General features: G+C 66.8%; 16 protein-coding genes and 1 pseudogene. 13 read left to right on the top strand and 4 right to left on the bottom strand.

What is annotated here, in order from left to right:
* The first annotated feature begins 315 nt into the window (after window positions 1-315).
* The 10 genes from NQ204_RS16000 (at window position 316) to NQ204_RS15955 (ending at window position 14,168) form a co-directional block, all read left to right on the top strand.
* A complete protein-coding gene (locus NQ204_RS16000; RefSeq protein WP_116864333.1) occupies window positions 316-615 on the top strand; it encodes a YciI family protein in 300 nt (99 codons plus the stop codon).
* Complete coding sequence (locus NQ204_RS15995; RefSeq protein ID WP_116864330.1) at window positions 612-887, top strand: BolA family protein; 276 nt, start codon at window positions 612-614, stop codon at window positions 885-887. Before NQ204_RS16000 ends, NQ204_RS15995 begins: the two co-directional genes overlap by 4 nt.
* A 148-nt stretch (window positions 888-1,035) precedes the next feature.
* Window positions 1,036-2,073 (top strand): LacI family DNA-binding transcriptional regulator, encoded by a 1,038-nt coding sequence (locus tag NQ204_RS15990; RefSeq protein WP_116864329.1) that lies wholly within the window; start codon window positions 1,036-1,038, stop codon window positions 2,071-2,073.
* Window positions 2,074-2,148: 75 nt separating this feature from the next.
* Complete coding sequence (locus NQ204_RS15985) at window positions 2,149-5,208, top strand: TonB-dependent receptor (protein ID WP_256644378.1); 3,060 nt, start codon at window positions 2,149-2,151, stop codon at window positions 5,206-5,208.
* Between the two features lie 248 nt (window positions 5,209-5,456).
* The gene (locus tag NQ204_RS15980; RefSeq protein WP_116864327.1) at window positions 5,457-7,061 is read left to right on the top strand and encodes a glucoamylase family protein; all 1,605 of its coding nucleotides are present in this window, start codon (window positions 5,457-5,459) and stop codon (window positions 7,059-7,061) included.
* A 49-nt stretch (window positions 7,062-7,110) separates the two neighbouring features.
* On the top strand, window positions 7,111-8,406 hold the full coding sequence (locus tag NQ204_RS15975) for a sugar ABC transporter substrate-binding protein (protein ID WP_305888447.1): 1,296 nt from the start codon (window positions 7,111-7,113) through the stop codon (window positions 8,404-8,406).
* A complete protein-coding gene (locus NQ204_RS15970; RefSeq protein WP_116864325.1) occupies window positions 8,403-9,284 on the top strand; it encodes a carbohydrate ABC transporter permease in 882 nt (293 codons plus the stop codon). Before NQ204_RS15975 ends, NQ204_RS15970 begins: the two co-directional genes overlap by 4 nt.
* Entirely contained in the window at window positions 9,281-10,117 is an 837-nt protein-coding gene (locus NQ204_RS15965; protein ID WP_079222477.1) for a carbohydrate ABC transporter permease, read from the top strand. Before NQ204_RS15970 ends, NQ204_RS15965 begins: the two co-directional genes overlap by 4 nt.
* Window positions 10,114-13,281 (top strand): discoidin domain-containing protein, encoded by a 3,168-nt coding sequence (locus NQ204_RS15960; protein WP_256644376.1) that lies wholly within the window; start codon window positions 10,114-10,116, stop codon window positions 13,279-13,281. Before NQ204_RS15965 ends, NQ204_RS15960 begins: the two co-directional genes overlap by 4 nt.
* 2 nt (window positions 13,282-13,283) lie before the next feature.
* Window positions 13,284-14,168 carry an endonuclease/exonuclease/phosphatase family protein gene (locus NQ204_RS15955; RefSeq protein ID WP_256644375.1) on the top strand — a complete coding sequence of 295 codons (885 nt, stop codon included), beginning with the start codon at window positions 13,284-13,286 and terminating at the stop codon, window positions 14,166-14,168.
* Window positions 14,169-14,332: 164 nt separating this feature from the next.
* On the opposite strand, the gene NQ204_RS15950 is transcribed toward NQ204_RS15955, so the two are convergent.
* Window positions 14,333-17,587 carry an Rne/Rng family ribonuclease gene (locus NQ204_RS15950; RefSeq protein ID WP_256644374.1) on the bottom strand — a complete coding sequence of 1,085 codons (3,255 nt, stop codon included), beginning with the start codon at window positions 17,585-17,587 and terminating at the stop codon, window positions 14,333-14,335.
* Between the two features lie 407 nt (window positions 17,588-17,994).
* On the opposite strand from NQ204_RS15950, the gene NQ204_RS15945 reads away from it, so the two are divergent.
* Window positions 17,995-18,969, top strand: coding sequence for an RluA family pseudouridine synthase (locus tag NQ204_RS15945; RefSeq protein ID WP_116864321.1), 975 nt, complete (start codon window positions 17,995-17,997; stop codon window positions 18,967-18,969).
* 101 nt (window positions 18,970-19,070) lie between these two features.
* Here NQ204_RS15945 and zupT read toward each other — a convergent pair whose 3' ends face one another.
* From zupT to NQ204_RS15930, 3 genes are all read right to left on the bottom strand, one after another.
* Complete coding sequence (gene zupT, locus NQ204_RS15940) at window positions 19,071-19,880, bottom strand: zinc transporter ZupT (protein ID WP_256644373.1); 810 nt, start codon at window positions 19,878-19,880, stop codon at window positions 19,071-19,073.
* Window positions 19,881-19,978: 98 nt separating this feature from the next.
* Window positions 19,979-20,395: an energy transducer TonB gene (locus tag NQ204_RS15935; RefSeq protein WP_079222471.1), complete on the bottom strand. Its 417-nt coding sequence runs from the start codon at window positions 20,393-20,395 to the stop codon at window positions 19,979-19,981.
* The gene (locus NQ204_RS15930; protein WP_079222470.1) at window positions 20,392-20,742 is read right to left on the bottom strand and encodes a 4a-hydroxytetrahydrobiopterin dehydratase; all 351 of its coding nucleotides are present in this window, start codon (window positions 20,740-20,742) and stop codon (window positions 20,392-20,394) included. Before NQ204_RS15930 ends, NQ204_RS15935 begins: the two co-directional genes overlap by 4 nt.
* A 90-nt stretch (window positions 20,743-20,832) precedes the next feature.
* Between NQ204_RS15930 and NQ204_RS15925 the strand changes: the two genes are divergently transcribed.
* Together NQ204_RS15925 and NQ204_RS15920 are read left to right on the top strand one after the other, a co-directional pair.
* Window positions 20,833-21,432 carry an NfuA family Fe-S biogenesis protein gene (locus tag NQ204_RS15925; protein ID WP_116864319.1) on the top strand — a complete coding sequence of 200 codons (600 nt, stop codon included), beginning with the start codon at window positions 20,833-20,835 and terminating at the stop codon, window positions 21,430-21,432.
* 10 nt (window positions 21,433-21,442) lie between these two features.
* A pseudogene (locus NQ204_RS15920) lies at window positions 21,443-21,964 on the top strand (hypothetical protein); the annotation flags it as partial.

Genomic DNA, 21,964 nt, shown 5'->3' with positions numbered 1-21,964 from the left:
CGCCACGGCGCCGCAGGCACCAGACACGCCGGGATCGGCGCGATTCCACACATATCAAACAGCAGGACGCGCCGCAGGAAAACGGCGGCGACGGGACTACGGGGAGGTCGTCTACGTGGCCCGGCCGGTTGGCCCGGTTCGAAGCAGCGGTACGGTCGTCGGGGCTGCGCTGGCCGCAAAAACCGACGGGCTGCTGCATCACGCCACGTGCAATGGTGTCTAGGGTACGGCTTTGCCTGGCCAGTGTCCAGCCGGGCCGGTATCGGCGGCCCATTGGCTAGAATCGACGCACCGCAACATGAACGAGGAATGCCCGTGTTCTATGTGATTGAAGGTTACGACGGCCAGGATGTGCTGGCGCAGCGGCTGCAGGCCCGGCCCGAGCACCTGGCGCGGCTGCACGCGCTGCGCGACGAGGGACGCCTGCTGCTGGCCGGGCCGTGCCCGGCGATCGACAGCGAGGATCCGGGTCCCGCTGGCTTCAGTGGTTCGGTGGTGATTGCCGCGTTCGACTCACTGGCGCAGGCCCGCGAGTGGGCCCACGCCGACCCGTATGTGGCCGCGGGCGTGTACACCCGCGTCGAGGTCCGGCCCTTCCGCAAGGTGCTGCCATGAGCGCGCAGCGCATCGATCTAATACGTGCTGCATTGCAGCAGGCATTGGCGCCCAGCACGCTGCAGATCGAAGACGACAGCCATCGCCATGCCGGCCATGCCGGCGCGCGCGACGGACGCGGCCATTTCAACGTGCTGGTGGTCAGCGAACAGTTCGCCGGCATGGCCCCGTTGGCGCGCCATCGCGCCGTGTATGCCGCGCTGGGTGGGCTGATGGAGACCGATATCCATGCGCTGTCCATCCGCGCATACACCCTGTCCGAGCAGGGCTGATGTCCTGTCCCGCAAAGTCCTGCCAGGTCCAGGAACAGACCTGTCCACGTCAGATTTCTGTGTCCATCCGAGGACATTCGTCTAACGGAGTGTTTACAAGCGCAGATGGAAACGCTTACATTCCGCGCCAAGCTGGTAGGTCCAAGCCGTGGAGGGCGGCTTCGTGAACAAGGCAGCCATAACAATCAAAGACGTCGCACGAGAAGCCCGGGTCTCCGTGGCCACGGTTTCCCGCGCGCTGAATGGGCATGAGAATGTCGCCGAACCGGTCCGCCAGCTTGTGCTGGAGGTCGCCGCGAGGCTGCGTTACACCCCGCACGCCGCCGCACGCAGCCTGAGCAGCCGCCGTACCAATACGGTGGGCGTGGTGCTGCCTGATCTGTACGGCGAATTCTTCTCCGAGCTGATGCGCGGCATCGACAACGTTGCCCGCAACCGTCGCCAGCACCTGCTGGTGTCCAGCTACCACGGCGACCAGGTACAGCAGGGCGCCGCCCTGCGTGCCATGCGCGGCCGCGTCGATGGCCTGCTGGTGCTCTCGCCCTATGCCGAGAGCCCCGGCTTTCTAACCGACAACCTGCCGCAGTCGCTGCCCACGGTCCTGATCAACACCTATCTGCCGGGGCAGGATCACCCGGTCCTGAGCATCGACGATCACGCCGGTGCGATGGCCATGACCCGCCACCTGCTCGATGCCGGCCACCGCCGCATCGCGTTCATTTCTGGCCCGGACCTCAACTTCGACGCGCGCGAGCGCCTGCGTGGCTTCCGCGACGCGCTGGCGGCTTTCGGCAAGGGCGCCGAAGGCATCGAGTTGCCCGGTGATTTCGACGAAGCTTCCGGCCATCGCGCCGGTCAGGAGATGCTGGCAGCCGGCGCGCTGCCTGATGCCGTGTTCGCCGCCAACGACATGATGGCCCTGGGTTGCCTGTATGCCTTCGCGCAGGCAGGCATCCATGTGCCCACCGATGTCGCCCTGGCGGGTTTCGATGACATTCCACTGGCGCGGTTTGTACACCCATCGTTGACCACCATGCAGGTCAGTATCGCCGAGTTGGGCGATAGGGCGATGACGCGTCTGATGCAGTTGATGGACGGCAACACCCCCGAAGGGGCAGGTGACAAGCAGACGCTTGTTCCCCGCCTCATCGTTCGCGATTCCACTACTCCGCCATCGGGCCACTGAAGCCAGAGGCGTTCCTTCTTTTTGATTGATCGCAGGTACCGCATCCGCGGATACCGCCACCCGGAGATTGAGTTGATGATGCATTCCACGATCCGCATGCCGGCCCGCCGGCTGCTGAGCACCGCCCTGGTCAGCTGCCTGATGCTGGCCGCCGCCCCGAACGTCATGGCGCAGTCGGCCAACGCCAGCCTGCGCGGCCAGGTGGCCGGCGCCCAGGCCGGTTCGGAAGTCACCGCGACCAACGTTGCCACCGGCACCGTCCGTCGCGGCACCGTGCGCGCCGATGGCACCTATTCGCTGATGGGCCTGGATCCGGGCACCTATGATGTGGCTGCCAACGGCCAGACCCAGAAGGTCACCGTCACCGTCGCCTCGACCTCCACGCTGAACTTCAGCGAGGCCGCCGCCGGCGGTACGTCGGGTGGCAGCGCCGCGACCAACCTGGATACCGTCAACGTCGTCGCACCGACCCTGCTGCAGGAAGTGCGCACCTCCGAAGTCGGCAAGACCGTCAGCCTGCAGCAGATCCAGACCACCCCGCAGGTGTCGCGCAACTTCCTGGAGTTCGCCGATGCGGTGCCGGGCCTGATCTTCACCCGTGATGCCAAGGGCAACACCTCGCTGCGCGGCGGTGCCACCAACTCCGACGGCACCAACGTCTACATCGACGGCGTGGGCCAGAAGAGCTACGTGAAGGGCGGCGGCGTGGCCGGCCAGTCCGGCAGCGCCGGTAATCCGTTCCCGCAGCTGGCGATCGGCGAATACAAGGTCATCAGCGGCAACTACAAGGCCGAGTACGGCCAGGTGTCGAGCGCCGCAGTGACCGCTGCGACCAAGTCCGGTACCAATGAATTCAAGGGTGAGGCGTTCTACCGCTACACCGACGAAGACATGCGTGCCAAGACCCCGGCCGAGCGCCAGGGCGGCAAGGACAAGATGGTCTCGGCCGAGAAGGAATACGGCTTCGCCCTGGGCGGCCCGATCATCCAGGACAAGGCGCACTTCTTCGTGACCTACGAAGCCAAGCGCTTCGACCTGCCGGTCACCATCGCGCCGGACGGTGCCGTCACCGGCGCCGCCAGCCTGCTGCCGCCCGCCGGCGCCGCCGGCCTGGGCCCGGCCAGCCAGCCGTTCCAGCAGGACCTGATCTTCGGCAAGATCGACTTCGAGCCGACCGACAACGACCGCATCGAGCTGACCTTCCAGGACCGCGACGAAACCCAGTCGCAGTTCAGTGGCCAGACCTCGCCGGAAGCCGGCCGTGAAGTGGTCAACACCGACCGTCGTTACGCCCTGCGCTGGAACCACAGCGGCGAGCGTTTCTACAACGAAATGATGGTCACCCACGAAGACTCGTTCAACAACCCGACCCCGCTGACCCTGGCCAACGGCATCACCTACACCGCACCGGACGGCACCGAAGACCGCACCATCGTCAAGATCGGTGGCGCCTCGGCGCTGGATTCGCAGGTGAAGGGCCAGAAGGGCTGGTCGATCGAAGACAACCTGACCCTGGACGGCATCCAGTGGGCCGGCGACCACACCATCAAGATGGGCGTGAAGTACAAGGCGATCGACCTGTACGCCTCCGATGCGGCGCAGATCAACCCGACCTTCACCTACAGCCTGGGCGATCCGGACTTCCCGGATTCCATCCCGTACAAGGCGCAGTTCGTCAAGCCGGTGACCGGCGTGTCGGGCGTGTCAGGTGAAGTGCGTTCGAAGTCCAAGCAGTACGGCGTGTTCATCCAGGACGACTGGCAGGTCAACGACCACCTGCAGGTCAACCTCGGCCTGCGCTGGGATTACGAAAAGACCCCGTCCTACCTGGACTTCGTGACCCCGCAGCAGGTGGTCGACGCCATCTACTCGCAGGATCCGCGCGCCCCCGTCGGCCAGACCTACGCCGATTCGCTGGCACTGGGCGGCCTGGACATCAGCGATTACATCAGCAACGGCCACAACCGCAAGGCGTTCAAGGATGCCTGGCAGCCGCGCCTGGGCTTCTCGTATGACATCAACGCCGACGAGCAGCACGTGATCCACGGTGGTGCCGGCCGTTCTTACGACCGCGATCTGTTCGACAACCTGCAGCTGGAAACCACCAAGCTGGCCCTGCCGCAGCCGACCATCTACTTCCGCAACCCGGCCACCGGCACCTGCATCAACGGTCAGGCCGCCTGCTATGACTGGAACCCGAACCTGCTCAACGGCATTGGCAACCTGCAGGCTCTGGTCGGTTCGACCAGCAATGCCGGCCTGGAAGTCGACCTGCTCAACAACAAGCTGAAGGCGCCGTACTCGGATCAGTTCAGCCTGGGCATGAGCAACCAGATCGGTGACTGGCTGACCGACGCCACCATCGCCCGCACCCTGAGCTACGACGGCTTCGCCTTCACCCTGGGCAACCGTTACCCGACCGGCCAGTTCTTCGATGACCCGCGCCTGTGCGGTGGCACCGAGCCGGGCCTGAGCCAGGCCTGGAGCTGCAACGTGCCGGGCTTCGGCAGCCTGATCATCGGCCAGCAGGGCATCAAGACCCGTGCGACCCAGGTCCTGCTGTCGGCGCAGAAGCCGTTCACCAAGGAAAGCGGCTGGGGCACCTCGATCGCCTATACCTGGACGACTGCACGCCACAACCGCGACATCAACGAGAAGTACGCATTCGACCGCGGCCTGATCGAGGATTACCCGACCATCCGTTCCAACGGTGCCCCGCGCCACCGCCTGGTGATGACCGGTTCGTACGCTGGCTTCTGGGGCATCACCTTCGGTGGCAAGATCACCCTGGCCACCCCGACCGCCGTCAACGACTGGTATCCGGTGCCGCAGGCCAGCGGCTACAACCTGCCGACCCCGCAGGCCGCCGTGCCGAACGCCAACGGCAAGTTCCTGCTGGGTGGCAAGATCTTCGGCTACCGTTCGGTCGACCTGCAGGCGACGAAGACGTTCAAGATGCCGGGTGACACCGAGATGTATGCGCGTATCGACATCATCAACGTGTTCAACTTCGACAACTTCTCCACCTACAACTACGTCAAGACCAACGGCAAGCTGCAGGCCAGCTACAACGAGACCGGCGACATCATCGGTACTCCGCGCCAGGTCAAGGCGGAAGTGGGCTTCCGCTTCTAAGCAGTGGTGTACGCAACACCCCGATGCCAGTGGTCCGCCGCTGGCATCGGGACCTGGCAATGGCCGGTCCCTGCGGCCGGTCCATTGTCCAGCCCCCTGCGCCGTATCGATGACGGGGCAGGGGACTGGGCAATGGCAGCAGTTCCGCGACCACGCTGCGTGGTTTTTTTTGAGTTCGGTTTGTAAACGATTTCAGGCCATTGGACGTTATGCTTTCCGATCGATCAGTTTTCCGGAGGACCCGCGCCATGCAGGCACGCCACCTGTTGACCGCCGCTGCGATGACCCTGGCCATCGCCGCCTGCAAACCGGCCCAGCAGGCGCCTGCCAAGCCGAAGCCGCCGGTGATCCTGCTGGAAGCCGATGCGCCGCCGCGGCCGATGAAGCCGGAACTGCCGCCGCTGTTCGATGACATCGAGCGCCGTACGTTCCAGTTCTTCTGGGACACCACCAACGAACTCAACGGCCTGACCCCGGACCGCTACCCGTCGCGTCCGTTCGCCAGCATCGCCTCGGTCGGCTTCGCCCTGACCGCGTACCCGATCGGCATCGAGAACGGCTGGGTCAGCCGCAACCAGGCGATCGACCGCACCCTGACCACGCTGAAGTTCTTCCGCGACGTGCCGATGGGCCCGCAGCGCACCGGCAAGGCTGGCTACAAGGGCTTCTATTACCACTTCCTGGACATGCAGGAAGGCCGCCGCTACGACAGCTGGGTCGAGCTGTCCTCGGTCGACACCGCGCTGCTGATGATGGGCGTGCTGTTCGCCCAGTCGTACTACGATGGCGATGACCCGCGCGAGAAGGAGATCCGGCAGATCGCCGACCAGCTGTACAAGCAGGTCGACTGGCCGTGGCTGCAGCAGCGTGCGCCGCTGATCTCGATGGGCTGGTTCCCTGAGAGCGGCTTCATCGACCACGACTGGATGGGCTACAACGAGGCGATGATGGTCTACATCCTCGCCCTGGGCTCGCCCAGCCATCCGGTCAGCCCGGATGCGTGGACGGTCTGGACCCGCACCTACGACAACGACTGGGGCGTCTACCAAGGGCAGGAATACCTCTCCTTCGGCCCGTTGTTCGGCCATCAGTACAGCCACGTCTGGATCGACTTCCGCGACATCCAGGACGCCTACATGCGCGAGCGTGGCAGCACCTACTTCCTCAACAGCCGCTCGGCCGCGCTGGCCCACCGCGAATACGCCATCGCCAACCCGATGCAGTGGAAGGACTACGGCGAGAACGTCTGGGGCCTGACCGCCAGCGACGGCCCGCAGAATACCACCCAGGAATACCGTGGCGAGCAGCGCCAGTTCCGCCATTACTCCTCGCGCGGCGCCGGCCTGCGCGAGAACTTCGATGACGGCACCATCGCCCCGACCGCGGCGATCTCCTCGATCGTGTTCGCGCCCGAGGAAGTGATCCCGGCCACGCTGGAGATGCACAAGCGCTACGGCGACTACATCTATTCCAGCTACGGCTTCCTGGATTCGTTCAACCCGAGCTTCAACTACGACATCCCGATCAAGACCGGCCGCATGGTGCCGGACCGCGGCTGGGTGGCCAGCGATTACATCGCCATCGACCAGGGCCCGATCCTGACGATGATCGCCAACTACCGCAACGACTTCGTCTGGGAAGTCATGAAGAAGAACCCGTACATCCGCAAGGGCCTGGAACGGGCCGGTTTCAGCGGTGGCTGGCTGGCCCCGGAAGGGTCGTTCCAGCCGCTGGTGCTGGAGAAGGATGAGAAGGCCGCGGCGGCACGTGCGGTCGGTATCGCAGAATCACGCGCGGCTGCCGCGCAGGAACAGAAGAACAATGCCAACCGCAACACGGGCCAGGGGAAGTAACAAGGTGCAAGACTGGATTGACCGCCTGCGACGCTGGGCCCTGCCTGCGATGGCCGCACTGGCCATGGCCGGCTGCGCGCGAACCGAGCAGGGCACCACCACGGTCCGCTTCTGGGCGATGGGCCGCGAGGCCGAAGTGGTCAGCGAACTCATCCACGAGTTCGAGGCCGAGAACCCCGGCATCAAGGTGGATGTGCAGAACATTCCCTGGACGGCCGCGCACGAAAAGTTGCTGACCGCGTTCGCCGCCGACGGCCTGCCCGATGTCTGCCAGCTCGGCAACACCTGGGTGCCCGAGTTCGCTGAACTCAACGCGCTGACCCCGCTGCAGCCGTTCGTGCAGCATTCGTCGGTGGTCGATCCGCAGGATTATTTCCAGGGCATCTGGGATACCAACGTGATCCATGGCGAGCTGGTGGGCGTGCCGTGGTACGTCGATACCCGCCTGATCTACTACCGCAAGGACCTGCTGGCGCAGGCCGGCTTCGACCATCCGCCGCGCACCTGGGCGGAATGGGACGAGCAGATGGCTGCGATCAAGAAGATGCAGGGGCCAAACCGCTACGCGGTGCTGATGCCGATCAACGAGTTCGAGCAGCAGTTGTCGCTGGCCCTGCAGCAGCCCGATCCGCTGCTGCGTGACGACGACACCCGTGGCAACTTCTCCAGCCCCGGCTTCCGTCGCACCCTCGCCTTCTACGGCAACATGTTCGAGCAGGGCTGGGCGCCGAAGATGTCCGAGACGCAGATCTCCAACGTCTGGGATGAATTCTTCCGCGGCTTCAACGTGTTCTACATCTCCGGCCCCTGGAACATCCGCGAGTTCAAGAAGCTGCAGCCCAAGGAACTGGAAGGGAAGTGGGGCACTGCCGCCCTGCCGGGCCCGGACGGTCCGGGCGCCGGGATCGCCGGTGGCACAAGCCTGGTGATCTTCCGCAAGTCGCAGCAGAAGGAAGCGTCGTGGAAGCTGATCGAGTTCCTGTCGCGCCCGGAAATCCAGGCCCGTTTCCATTCCATCATCGGTGACCTGCCGCCGCGCCGCAGCACCTGGAACGCCCCGTCGCTGGCCAACGATCCGCTGGCCGCCGCGTTCCGTGACCAGCTGGAGCGCGTCAAGCCGACGCCGAAGGTGCTCGAATGGGAGCGCATCGTGCAGGAAATGCGCATCGTCACCGAAAAGGTGGTGCGTGGCGGCATGCCGCAGGACAAGGCCGTGGAAGAGCTGGACCAGCGCGTGGACAAGGTGCTGGCCAAGCGCCGCTGGATGCATGAACAACAACGCCTGCAGCGCAGCGAGGCCCCTTCGGGCTCGACCAGCGCAGTCGCGGCCGGGAGCCCGCAATGAAACGTTCGTCCCTCGCCGGCTGGATCTTCGCCGGCCCCTCGCTGATCGTGCTGGGCGTGTTCTTCGGCCTGCCGGTCGCCTCGGCGCTCGCCCTGAGCGTGACCGACTTTGACCTGTACGCGCTGGCTGACGGCGCCAACCTGCGCTTCGTCGGGCTGGGCAACTACATCGACCTGCTGCAGACGCCGATGTTCTGGAAGTCGCTGTGGAACACCACGTACTTCGTGGTGATCGGCGTCCCGCTGTCGATCAGCGTGTCGCTGGGCGCGGCGATGCTGCTCAATGCGCCGGCCGCCCGCTTCAAGGCGCTGTTCCGCACCGCGCTGTTCGCCCCGGTGGTGACCACCCTGGTTGCGGTGGCGGTGATCTGGCGCTACCTGTTCCATACCAGCTATGGCCTGGTGAACTACGGCCTGGGCCACATCGGCATCAGCCCGATCGACTGGCTGGGCGACCCCAACTGGGCGATGCCCACCATCATGCTGTTCGCCGTGTGGAAGAACTTCGGCTACAACATGGTGATCTTCCTGGCCGGCCTGCAGGCCATCCCGCATGACCTGTACGAGGCCGCGCGCATCGACGGCGCCTCGCGCTGGAAGCAGTTCCTGCACATCACCCTGCCGATGCTCGGCCCGGTGCTGCTGGTGGTCGGCGTCATTACCGTGTCCGGCTACTTCCAGCTGTTCGCCGAACCGTACGTCATGACCCGCGGCGACCCACTGCAGAGCACCGTCAGCGTGCTGTATTTCATGTTCGAGGAAGGCTTCAAGTGGTGGAACCTGGGACGCGCCTCTGCCGTGGCGTTCCTGCTGTTCCTGATCATCCTGGCGGTGACCACCGTGATGCTGCGTTTCGGCCGCAAGAGGCAGTTGGTATGAGTCGTGAGATCGGCCAGTCGCGCTGGCACCCGTGGATGATCAATGGCGCGTTGCTGGTGCTGGCCCTGGTCAGCCTGGCGCCGCTGTTGTGGATGCTCTCGGTATCGTTCATGCCGCAGGGTGAGGCGACCCATTTCCCGCCTCCGCTGCTGCCCTCGCACGTCACCACCCACAACTACACCGAGCTGTTCGCGCGCACCGGCATGGGCGGCAACTTCGCCAACAGCCTGCTGGTGTCGGTGGCGATCACCTTCGGTTCGCTGCTGCTCAACACCATGGCCGGCTATGCCTTCGCCAAGCTGAACTTCGTCGGCCGTGAACGCCTGTTCCAGGTGCTGATGGCCGCGCTGGTGATCCCGGCGCAGGTGGCGATGCTGCCGCTGTTCCTGCTGATGAAGCAGCTGGGCCTGGTCAACAGCTTCGGCGGCGTGATCGTGCCGGCGCTGGCCAGCGTGTTCGGCATCTTCCTGGTGCGCCAGTACGCCCGTTCCATCCCGGACGAGCTGCTGGAAGCGGCCCGCATCGACGGGGCAGGGGAGCTGCGCATCTTCTTCCAGATCGTGCTGCCGATGCTCAAGCCGGTGCTGGTGACCCTGGCGATCTTTACTTTCATGGGCGCGTGGAACGATTTCATGTGGCCGCTGATCGTCTTGACCGACCAGGAGCACTACACTTTGCCGGTGGCGCTGGCCACCCTCTCGCGCGAGCACATCATGGACGTGGAAATGATGATGGCCGGCGCGGTGGTCACCGTGGTTCCGGTGCTGGCCCTGTTCCTGGTCCTGCAGCGGTACTACATCCAAGGTCTGTTGCTGGGGAGCGTCAAGGGATGAAGCGAGCGATCGCCGTTGGATTGGGCCTGTTGTGGACCTCCCTGGCGATCGCCGCACCACCGGCGCTGCCGGCGCCCAAGGTGCTGGATGACTTCGACGACATCAGCGCATGGAAGCTGGTGCTGTCCGACCAGGTCAGCGGTTCGCTGCGGCCGGTCAGCGGCGCCGGCGGCGGCCGCGCGCTGTGCCTTGATTACGACTTCCACAAGGTTTCCGGCTATGTGGGCATCCGCCGCGCGCTGAACATCGAGTACCCGGCCAATTACCGGTTCGGGTTCCAGCTGCGCGGTGATTCCCCGCGCAACGACCTGCAGTTCAAGCTGATCGATGCCAGCGGCGACAACGTCTGGTGGGTCAACCGCCCCGGCTACAGCTTCAACAAGGCCTGGACGCCGGTGGAGTACCGCCGCCGGCAGATCGACAAGGCCTGGGGGCCGTCGGCCGAAAAGGAGATGGCGCGCAGCGCGGCGGTCGAGTTCACCATCTACAGCAAGGTCGGTGGCCGCGGCACCGTGTGCTTCGACAAGCTGACCCTGCAGGGCCTGCCGCCGCAGGATGACTCGGCGCTGATGCCGTCGGTGATCGCCGATACGGCCACCGCGCTGCAGGACCGCATGATCGACGGCAAGAGCGATACGTTCTGGGTCAGCGGCGGGGTCAAGCAGCAGACCATCAGCCTGGACCTCCACAAGAGCCGTGAGATCGGCGGCGCGGTGATCGACTGGCTGCCCAACCTGGAGGCGACCCGTTACGTCGTGCGCACCTCCGAGGACGGCCGTGACTGGCGCACCGTGCGCGAGGTCAGCGGTGGTGGTGGCGGCCGAGACTGGCTGGCGCTGCCCGATACCGATGCGCGCTACGTGCGCTTCGACCTGGAAGACGGGCCCAACTGGCGCTACGGCATCCGCGATATCGCGCTGAAGCCGCTGGCATTCGCGGCCACGCCCAATGCCTTCCTGTCCTCGGTGGCCGCAGACCTGCCGCGCGGTTCGCTGCCGCGTGCCTACGTCGGCGAGCAGCCGTACTGGACCCTGCTCGGCCTCGATGGCGGCCAGGAACAGGCCCTCATCAGCGAGGATGGCGCGCTGGAGCCGGCCAAGGGCAGCTTCAGCATCGAGCCGTTCATCCGCCTGGACGGCAAGCTGCTGGACTGGTCCAGCGTGGCCGCCACGCAGTCGCTGCAGGACCGTTACCTGCCCATCGCCACAGTCGACTGGGTGCATGAGAAGGCCGGCCTGTCGGTGACCAGCTTCGTGCAGGGCACGCCCGACCGCGCCCAGCTGATCGGCCGCTACCGCCTGAGCAACCCGGACAAGGTCGCCCACGAATACACCCTGGCGCTGGCGATCCGGCCCTGGCAGGTCAACCCGCCGACCCAGTTCCTCAACACCACCGGTGGCTTCAGTCGCATCGAAGCGCTGGACGTGGGCGATCAGCTGGTGCGCATCAACGGCGAGCCGCGCATCTACCCGCTGCAGGCCCCGGACGCCCGCTTCGCCACCACGTTCGACGGCAAGCTCGATGCGATGCACCTGGCCTCAGGCAAGTTCCCGACGACCACGGCGGTGAAGGATTCCACGGGCCTGGCTTCCGGCGCCCTGCTGTACACGATCAAGCTCGAACCCGGGCAGAGCCGCGAGGTGGCCGTGGTGCTGCCGCAGACCGGCGGCTGGAAGCCGCAGGCGCTGGACGTGGCCAAGGCGCAACAGCAGGTCGCGGTGATGTGGCGCGACAAGCTGGGCGTGGTCAGCCTGCAGGTGCCCGCGGCGGGCCAGCCGCTGGTGGAAACCCTGCGGACCGCGGTGGCGCACATGCTGATCTCGCGTGTCGGCCCGCGCCTGCAGCCGGGCACGCGTTCGTACGCGCGCAGCTGGATCCGCGATGGCGCGATGATTTCCGAAGGCCTGCTGCGCATGGGCCGCAGCGATGCCGTGCGCGATTACGTGACCTGGTATGCGCCGTTCCAGTTCGAGAACGGCAAGGTACCGTGCTGCGTCGATGCCCGCGGCAGCGACCCGGTGCCGGAGAACGACAGCCATGGCGAGCTGATCTACAACATCGCCGAGTACTGGCGTTACACCGGCGACGGCACTTTCCTCGAGCTGATGTGGCCGCACGTGCAGGGTGCCTACAGCTACATGGAGCAGCTGCGCGCCAGCGAGCGCACCGAAGAGAACCGCGCGCGCAATCCCGCCTTCTACGGAATGATGCCGGCCTCGATCAGCCACGAAGGCTATTCTGCCAAGCCGATGCACTCGTATTGGGACAACTTCTGGGCACTGCGCGGTTACAAGGATGCCGCACAGGTGGCCGCCCAGCTGGGCAAGCTCGAAGCCATGCAGATCAGCGAGTCGCGCGACCAGTTCCGCGACGACCTGCAGTCCTCGCTGCTGTCTGCCATGCAGCAGCACAGGATCGACTACCTGCCCGGTTCCGCCGAGCTGGGTGATTTCGATGCCACCTCCACCACCATCGCGCTGGCGCCGGGTGGCGAGCAGGGCCGGTTGCCGCAGGAGGCGCTGGAGGCGACCTTCGAACGCTACTGGACCGAGTTCGTCGCGCGCCGTGATGGCAAGCGCGAATGGAAGGATTACACGCCCTACGAGTGGCGCAACGTGGCGGCCTTCGTGCGCCTGGGCTGGCGCGACCGTGCCTGGCAGGCCACCCAGTTCTTCTTCAAGGACCGCGCGCCGCAGGCCTGGAACCAGTGGGCCGAAGTGGTCTCGCGCACGCCGCGCAAGCCGTTCTTCGTCGGTGACCTGCCGCATGCCTGGGTGGCATCCGACTTCGTGCGCTCGGCACTGGACATGTTCGCCTACAACCGCGACGCCGATGAGGCGCTGGTGCTGGCTGCCGGCATTCCCACCGCCTGGTTCCAGGGGGATGGCATCGCGGTACAGGGCCTGCGCACGCCGCAGGGCCAGCTGAACTACCGCCTGCAGCGCAGTGACAAGCAGCTGGTGCTGGACCTGCAGCCGGGCCTGATGCCGCCGCCGGGTGGCGTCGTGCTGCCGTGGCCGTACAGCGGCGAACCGGGTGCGGCCACCATCAATGGCGAGCCGGCCGAATGGAGCAACCGCGAGCTGCGCGTGCACCAGCTGCCGGCACGGATCGAGATCGACGTGCCAAGCGCGGTGCGCCGCGCAGAACGCAAGGGGCAGTGAGCATGGCGTTGAAGCAGGGGAGGGCGCGCGTGGCAGTGCGCGCCCTGGGGCTGGCAATCGCGTTGGCGTTGTCGGAGCTGGCGGTGGCGCAGCCGTTGGGTGAACCCGCCGTTGTGGAGTCATCGACCGCACCCGGAATGGGCATGGTGACCTTCAACCTGCACCATGACCGCGAGGACTGGCCGACCCGGCGGCGCACGATCGTGGCCGAGCTCAAGCGCCTGCAGCCCGATGCCATCGCCCTGCAGGAAGTGATCCAGCGCCGCAACGTGCGCAACCAGGCGCAGTGGCTGGCCAGCCAGCTCGGCTACAAGTACGTCTTCGTCTCCACTGATCCGGTGGGCGCGCCCAAGCGCTATGGCAACGCCCTGCTGACCCGGCGGGCGATCCTGGCCCACGGCGAGCACCTGCTGCAGCCGCTGGATGACTACCGCACCGTGGCCCACCTGCGCATCGACGTGGACGGGCAGCCGGTGAACGTCTATGCCACGCATCTGAACGAGCGCAGCGACGAGCGTGGCCAGGGCATCCGCCGAAGCCAGGTGGAAGACCTGCTGCGCTATATCACCGACACCTCGGCCGGTGCGCCGGTGGTGATCGCCGGTGACTTCAACGCTCTGGTGGATGCGGGCGACCTGAGCGAGCTGCGCAGCCATTACGGCGACAGCTACGGCAGCGTGCACTTGAACACCGACCTGACCGGTGTGAGTACGTTGAACCGGCACTACTACCAGGCGCCCTCGCGCATCGACCACATCTTCTTCCAGCAGGACCGGATGGTCGCGCGCGAAGCGAAGATCCTGTTCGACCAGCCCGACGACAGCGGTCGCTGGGCGTCGGACCACTACGGGGTCTGGACCCGCCTGCAGTTCGCCCCGGCACGCTGACCCCGCAGGGTTTCACGTGATGGCAGGTGCCAACCTTGGTTGGCACGGGTGTATCCGCGTGCGTTGAATCGGCGTGGCATCCACCAGCGCGGCGGCAGACGCACAAGCAAAAACGGCGGGGATCATCGATCCCCGCCGTTTCGTTCTACGCGATCAAAGAACGATCAGTTCGCCGGCGGCGTGCGCTTGGCGGCTTCTTCGTCTTCGTCCCATTCCTGGGCATCAGCGGCCTGGCTGGCCGAATCGGCATGGCCATCGGCCACCGGGTCGATCGACGGCGTCACCACGGCTTCGGCCACCGGTGCTGCGGCTTCGACCGGCGCGGCTTCGACGGCCACCGGCGCTGCCGGCTGCTCGACGACCGGTGCGGTTTCGACCACCGGGGCGGCCTCGACGACCGGCTTCGCTTCCACCACCGGAGCGGCTTCCACCACCGGGGCGGCTTCAGCAATCACCGGCTTGGCTTCGACGACCGGAGCCACTTCCAGCGCCGGAGCGGCTTCGACGACCACCGGTGCCGGCGCGGCCACCGGGGCAGCTTCCTCGACAACCGGCTTGGCGTCAGCCACCGGAGCGACCGGTGCTTCCGGCTGGGCCGGGGTTGCAGCGTCGATCTGGTCCAGCATGCTGGTCTGCACCGGCTGCGGGGTCGGCTCGGCCTTGGTGACCGGTGCCGGGGCTGCCGCTTCCTGCGGAGCGACGGCTTCGACGACGGCGCTGCTCACGGCAACCACCGGGGCGGCAGCGGCAACGGCGACCGGCGCACGGGCGGGCTTTTCAGCTTCCACGACCACCGGTTCGGCTTCGTCATCGAAATCGAATTCCGGCTGCGAGCGCGACGGCTGCGCGGCGGCGACCGGAGCAGCCTCGGCGGCAGTGTCGGCAGCCTGGTCGGCGCTGTCGTTGTCATCGCCTTCGTCACCGTCGTCCTGGTCATCGCCCAGGGCATCGGTACCGGCGGCATTCTCGGCGCCACCGCGGCGACGACGACGGCCACCGCGACGGCCACGACGGCGGCGGGTCGCGCCTTCGCCGGCCTGTTCGCCTGCGGCATCGGTCGCAGCATCTTCGCCGGACACGGCAACCGCGTCGGCGTCCGTACCTGCAGCCACCGTGGCATCGGCCACCGGTGCGCCATCAGCCACCACCACGTCGGCGACCGGTGCAGCCGGTGCCACCGGTGCGGTGCCTTCCTGCGCGGTCACCGCGTTGGCGGCGACGGCGGTCGCGGCCACGGCGGCAGCCGCGGTTGCGGTGTCGGCCGGTGCTTCGGCGGCGGCGCGCTGCGGCTTCTCGGCCGGCTTGTCGCCGTCCTGCTGCGGACGCGGTTGCTTCGGCTGCTTCAGCTTCGGCTGCTGCTGCGGGTTCTGGCCCTGCTGCTCGTTTCGCGGCTGCTTCTGCTGCTGCGGCTGCTGCTGGCCGTCCTTCTGCTGGGCGTCCTTCTGCTTGCCCTGCTGCGGCTGCTGCTGGGCATTGCCGTTGTTGTTGCCGCCCTGGCGGCCGTCCTTGCGCTGCTCACCACGGTCCTTGCGGTTGCCGCCGTCCTTCTGCTGCTGCGCATTGCCGTTGCCGCCGTTGCCACGGCTGTCTTCGCGACGATCCCTGCGGTCCTTGTTGCGATCCTTGTTGCGGTCCTTGCGGCCGCCATCCTGCTGCGGCTGGCGGGCTGCCGGGGCCGGAGCGGCGGCCGGAGCCGTCTCGCCACCGAAGATGCGCTTCAGCCAGCCGACCACGCCGCCACTGGCGGCCGGTGCCGGGGCAGCGGCGACCGGTGCCGGGGCCGGGGCGGCCACCGGTTCGGCTTCGGCACGCACCGGGGCCGGTGCGGTGTGCTTGACCTGGGTCACGGCCGGCGGCGGGATGTTCAGCTGGCCCTTGGTCAGGGCGTGCACCGGCAGCTTGCGCGGGGTGCCACGCTGGTAGCTCGGCTTGTTGCTGTCTTCACCCAGCTCGTTCTCGCGCAGGCGGGTCACGTTGTAATGCGGGGTGTGCAGCTGCTCGTCGGCGACGATCACGATCGGCGCTTCGTGGCGCTGCTCGATCTCACGCAGGGCGCTGCGCTTCTCGTTCAGCAGGTAATTGGCGATCTCCACCGGGGCCTGGACCAGCACCTGCCCGGTGTTCTCCTTCATCGCATGCTCTTCGGCGACGCGGATGATCGACAGCGACAGCGACTCGACGCTGCGCATGCGGCCGTGGCCGTCACAACGCGGGCAGACGATCTGGCTGGACTCACCCAGGCTCGGGCGCAGGCGCTGGCGGCTCATTTCGAGCAGGCCGAAGCGCGAGATTCGGCCGACCTGGACGCGCGCGCGGTCATATTTCAGCGCGTTGGCCAGGCGGTTCTCGACCTCACGCTGGTGCTTGTTGGAGGCCATGTCGATGAAGTCGATGACCACCAGGCCGCCCAGGTCGCGCAGGCGCAGCTGGCGGGCCACTTCCTCGGCCGCTTCCAGATTGGTCTGGAAGGCGGTGTCCTCGATGTCGCTGCCCTTGGTGGCGCGCGAGGAGTTGACGTCGACGGCGGTCAGCGCTTCGGTCTGGTCGACCACGATCGAGCCGCCCGACGGCAGGCGCACGTTGCGCTCGTAGGCGCCTTCGATCTGCGATTCGATCTGGAAGCGGTTGAACAGCGGGATGTCGTCCTTGTAATGCTTGAGCTTGCGCAGGGTCTGCGGCATCACCTGCTGCATGAACTCGCGGGCGTGCTCGTACATCTCCTCGGTGTCCACCAGGATCTCGCCGATGTCGGCGCGCAGGTAGTCACGCAGGGCGCGCACGATCAGGCGCGATTCCTGGTAGATCAGGAACGGGGCCGGCTTGCTCAGGGCAGCTTCGGCGATGGCGCGCCAGACGTTCAGCAGGTAATCCAGATCCCACTGCAGTTCTTCGGCATCGCGGCCGACGCCGGCGGTGCGGATGATCACGCCCATGTCGTCGGGGATGTTCAGCTTGTCCAGGGCGTCCTTCAGGGCGGCCCGGTCTTCGCCTTCGATGCGACGCGAGACACCGCCAGCGCTCGGCGAGTTCGGCATCAGCACCATGTAACGGCCGGCCAGGGAGATGAACGTGGTCAGGGCGGCGCCCTTGTTGCCGCGCTCTTCCTTGTCCACCTGGACGACGATTTCCTGGCCTTCCTTCAGCAGCTCGCGGATGCCGGCCTTGTTGTGGTCGACGCCGGCCTGGAAGTAGTCGCGGGAAATTTCCTTCAGCGGCAGGAAGCCATGGCGGCCACCGCCGTATTCGACGAAGGCCGCTTCCAGCGAGGGCTCGATGCGGAAGATCCGGCCCTTGTAGATGTTGGACTTCTTCTGTTCCTTCGCCGGCTGCTCGATATCGATGTCATACAACGACTGGCCATCGACGATGGCAACACGCAGTTCTTCGGCCTGCGTGGCGTTGATCAGCATTCGCTTCATTGTTGCGTTCCTCGCAAGCGGCTACCGCGCGGAACGCCATGGGGTTTCGCCTCTGGACACGGTTCACCGCCCATTCGCGCATGCGCGGGGAGGGCGGCTTGGGTTTCCAGCGCTACGACACCACGGCAGGCCGCGGGAGCGCTTCACTTTTCTGGTTTTGGGGTGTTGCAGGGCCGGAGGCAGCTGTCAGCCAGGCTGGAGCGCCACACGGGACATGTTCAGCACGGTTGCGTGTCAGGCATCCGGCGATGGCCGGGAAGGCCGGTGAGCCGCTAACATGGCCGCCCCGCGGGCGGTGGTCGCGCACTGTGCCGGATTCGTCGGAAGCTGGGCTTCTGGCCCTGAGTAACTTCCAACAAAATCAATCCCTTATCTCGCCCCCCGAGTGTAACAGAATAAACAGCCAGATGACTGCATCAGACCCCACCAAGCCCGCTGGCGACAAGCCTTCCGTGCGCATGATCACCGTTCCCGAGGACCGTGCGGGCCAGCGCCTGGACAATTTCCTGCTGGGCCAGCTCAAGGGCGCCCCGCGCAGCCTGGTCTACAAGCTGGTGCGCAGCGGCCAGGTCCGCGTGAATGGCGGTCGCGCCAAGGCCGAACGCAAGCTGGAAGCGGGCGACGAGGTGCGCGTGCCGCCGGTTCGTCTCACCGAGGAAGGAGACAAGGCGGGTCCGCCCGAGTCCTTCATGCGCCGCCTGGAACAGGCCATCGTCTTCGAAGATGCGCGCCTGCTGGCCCTGAACAAGCCGACCGGCGTGGCCAGCCACGGCGGCAGCGGCATCAGCTTCGGCGCCATCGAGACCCTGCGTGCCCTGCGTCCGGGGCAGACCTTGGAGCTGGTCCACCGGTTGGATCGCGACACCTCGGGCCTGCTGATCGTGGCCAAGAAGCGTTCGGCGCTGAGCGAGCTGCAGGCGCTGCTGCGTGAAGACCACGGTGCCGGCATCCGCAAGCGCTACCTGACCCTGCTGGCCGGCCGCATGCCCGACGGCGTGATGACGGTCGACGCGCCGCTGCACGTGGGCCTGCGCCAGGGGGGCGAGCGCCACGTGCAGGTCAACGCGATCGGCAAGGAATCGATCAGCCACTTCCGGGTGCTGGAGCGCAAGGGTGGCCATTCATACTGCGAAGTGCGCATCGAGACCGGCCGTACCCACCAGATCCGCGTGCATGCCCAGCATCTGGGTCATCCGGTGGCCGGTGACGACAAATACGGCGATCCGGCGGTCAACAAGCGGCTTCGTGAGCAGATCGGGCTGAAGCGCCTGTTCCTGCATGCGGCCTCGCTGGAGTTCGCGCTGGACGCCGGCAAGACCCCGTACGTGCTGAACGCACCGCTGGCCGACGAGCTGGTGGAAGCGCTCGAACGGCTGAAGTAAGGAGCTCTTGTAGAGTCGAGCCACGCTCGACTGCTCTTCTGCCGGGTTGCGCAGAAAGCCAGTCGAGCAAGCTTGACTCTACGGGGCTGCGCGCAAATCCCTCACCACTTGAACAGCACCAGGCTGATCGCCAGCGTGCCCATGCCCGCCACCAGCCCGTACACGGTCTCGTGGCCCTTGGCATAGCGCTTGGCCGCCGGCAGCAGTTCATCCAGTGCCAGGAACACCATCACCCCGGCAATCAGCCCGAACACCCAGCCGAACGTGGCGTGCGACAGCGAGCCCTTCAGCAGGAAGTAGCCGAGCACCGCGCCCACCGGCTCGGCCAGGCCCGACAGCAGGCTGGCCATGAAGGCGTGCAGCTTGCTCTGGGTGGCGAAGTACACCGGCACCGCGATGGCGATGCCCTCGGGGATGTTGTGGATGGCAATGGCGAAGGCCAGCGGCATGCCCACCGACGGGCTTTCCACCGTCGCGAAGAAGGTGGCCAGGCCTTCGGGGAAGTTGTGCGCGGTGATCGCCACGGCCGTCAGCAGGCCGACCCGCTTGATGTAAGCCTTGTTGTTGTCGCGGAACGCAGGTTCCTTTGAATCCAGCGTCTCGTGCGGGTTCGGGATCAGATGGTCGATGGCCACGATCGCCAGCACGCCCAGCAGGAAGGCGATGGTGCCCCAGGTGAAGCCGCCGCGCGCGCCGTAGGCCAGCGCGAACGATTCGATCGACTTGTTCAGGATTTCCGACAGCGAGACGTACACCATCGCGCCGCCGGCAAACGCCAGGCCGAACGCCAGCAGGCGCGGGCTCGGGCGGCGCGAGAACAGGACCAGCAGGCTGCCGATGGCCGTAGCCAGGCCAGCGGCGAGGGTGACCGAAAGCGCGATCCAGAAGTTTTCCGGGGAGATCTGCAGCATTTACCGACGCGTTCCTGGTCATTCAGCAGCCGCCCCGGGTCAGGACGGGGCGGCGGGGGCACGGCGGGCGTCGGCTGGCCTGGTCGCTACGTCGGCCTTCAGCCGCCGCGGCGCATCCGCTCTTCAATGGCGAAGCACTGGTCCGGCTTCGGCTGCGGCGGGTTGAAGCTGACCGGCACCTGGATGGTGGCGGGCACGGCCTGGCCGTTGCGGGTGGCGGCCTTGAACTCCCACGCCTGGACGGCGGTCCTGGCCAGGTCATCCAGCTGCGCGTTGCCGGCGCCGGTCAGCAGCAGGACTTCGCTGGGGCGGCCATCGGTGCCGATGGTGACCTTGAAGGTGCTGGTGCCGCCCACGCCGGTGCAGGCCAGCTCCATCGGGTACTGCGGCGGCGGGGTCTTCACCGCGGCCACCTCGGTGGGCGGCGCGGCCGGCGGTGCCGGCGGCTCGGACGAACCGCAGCCCGCCAGGCCGGTGGCGGCGAGCAGGGACAGGCTCAGCAGTCGAACATTCATTTCACGTGCTCCGTCAGGGCCGAGGTCTTGGCCGCGCAGATGAAGTCGTTCTCGCTCAGCCCGCCCACGTCGTGGGTGGAATAGCGCACGACGGCGCGGTCGTAGTGCACGCCCAGGTCCGGGTGGTGGTCCTCGTGGTGGGCGATCCAGGCCAGCGCGTTCACGAAGGCCATGGTGGCGTAGTAATCCTTGAAGCGGAACGTGCGCACCAGCGCCTGGCCGGCCTCGGCCAGTTCCCAGCCCGGCACCTGCGGCAGCAGTTCGGCCAGGCGCGCTTCGCCCAGCTTGTGGTCGCTGCCCTTGCGCGGCACGCAACGCGCCTGTGCCAGCGGAATCAGGTCGGACATGGGTTCCTCCACCTCGAATTGACTGAACAATGCGCCGGCCGGTGTATAAACCGAATGAGCGACCGGCGCTGACTTGGCTAGAATAGCCTGATGATCCAGATCTCCGACACTGCCCAGACCCACTTCCGCAAGCTGATCGAACGCGAGGGCGTGCCCGGCATGGGCGTGCGCCTGAGCGCCGTCGATCCCGGCACGCCGCGCGCAGACGCCCGCCTGGAGTTCGCCGAACCCAGCGACCTGCTCGGTGACGAGTGGGCCGTGGACTGCGATGGCTTCACCCTCTATGTCGACGCGCTCAGCGTGGGCTGGCTCGACGGTGCCGAGATCGACATCGTTCCCGGCACCGCAGGCACCCAGCAGCTGACCATCAAGGCCCCGCGCATCAAGGGCGAAGCGCCCGGCGAGGCCGCCTCGCTGGTCGAGCGCGTGCATTGGGTGGTGGAAAACGAAGTCAACCCGCAGCTCGCTTCGCATGGCGGCAAGGTCGCCGTGCAGGAAGTCTCGGCCGATGGCGTGGTGCTGCTGCGCTTCGGCGGCGGCTGCCAGGGCTGTGGCATGGCCGACGTCACGCTCAAGCAGGGCATCGAAAAGACCCTGATGGGCCGCGTGCCGGGCGTCACCGCCGTGCGCGACGCGACCGACCATGACAGCGGCCACGCGCCGTACATCCCCCGCGGCAACGCCGCCTGATCGCCAACGCGTGCCTCTGCCCAGAGCCGAGCAACTGATCGATCTGCTGCTGGCGCGCCAGCAGCACCCTCTCATCCTCGAAAAACGCACGCGCCTGCCCTATGGCTGGGCGATCTGGCTGCGCTCGCTGAAGCCGATCGCGCGGCCGTTCCATGCCAGCGACGTGATCGCGGTGCTGCTGCCACGCCCATTGCCCGGACGCCCCGGGCTGCTGCCGGCCTTGAGCCCGTGGGGGGCGGCGCGGCGCCTGCTGTGGCAGGGATGGGAGCCGGCCCCGCGTGACCAGCGCTGGATGCGCTGGACCTCGGCGGTGGTCAGCGCGCTGCTGCACCTGCTGTTCTTCCTGTTGCTGCTGTGGGTGGCGGTGATCCGCACCACCGCGCCGGACGACGCCGGTGCCGAAGGCGAGCGCGTGCGGATTGAATTTGTCGGCCGCGGCGCGCAGGAAGGCGGCGGCGACCAGCCCGGCGCCGAGGCGGCCGCTGCCGCCGAAGCTGGTGCGGTGGCCAGTGGCCAGCCGGCGGGCGAGGCC

Origin of the sequence: Stenotrophomonas testudinis (assembly GCF_024499815.1) — a bacterium.
Lineage (GTDB): Bacteria > Pseudomonadota > Gammaproteobacteria > Xanthomonadales > Xanthomonadaceae > Stenotrophomonas.
Note: the sequence above shows the minus strand (reverse complement) of the source record. Positions and strands in the feature narration are given on the sequence as shown.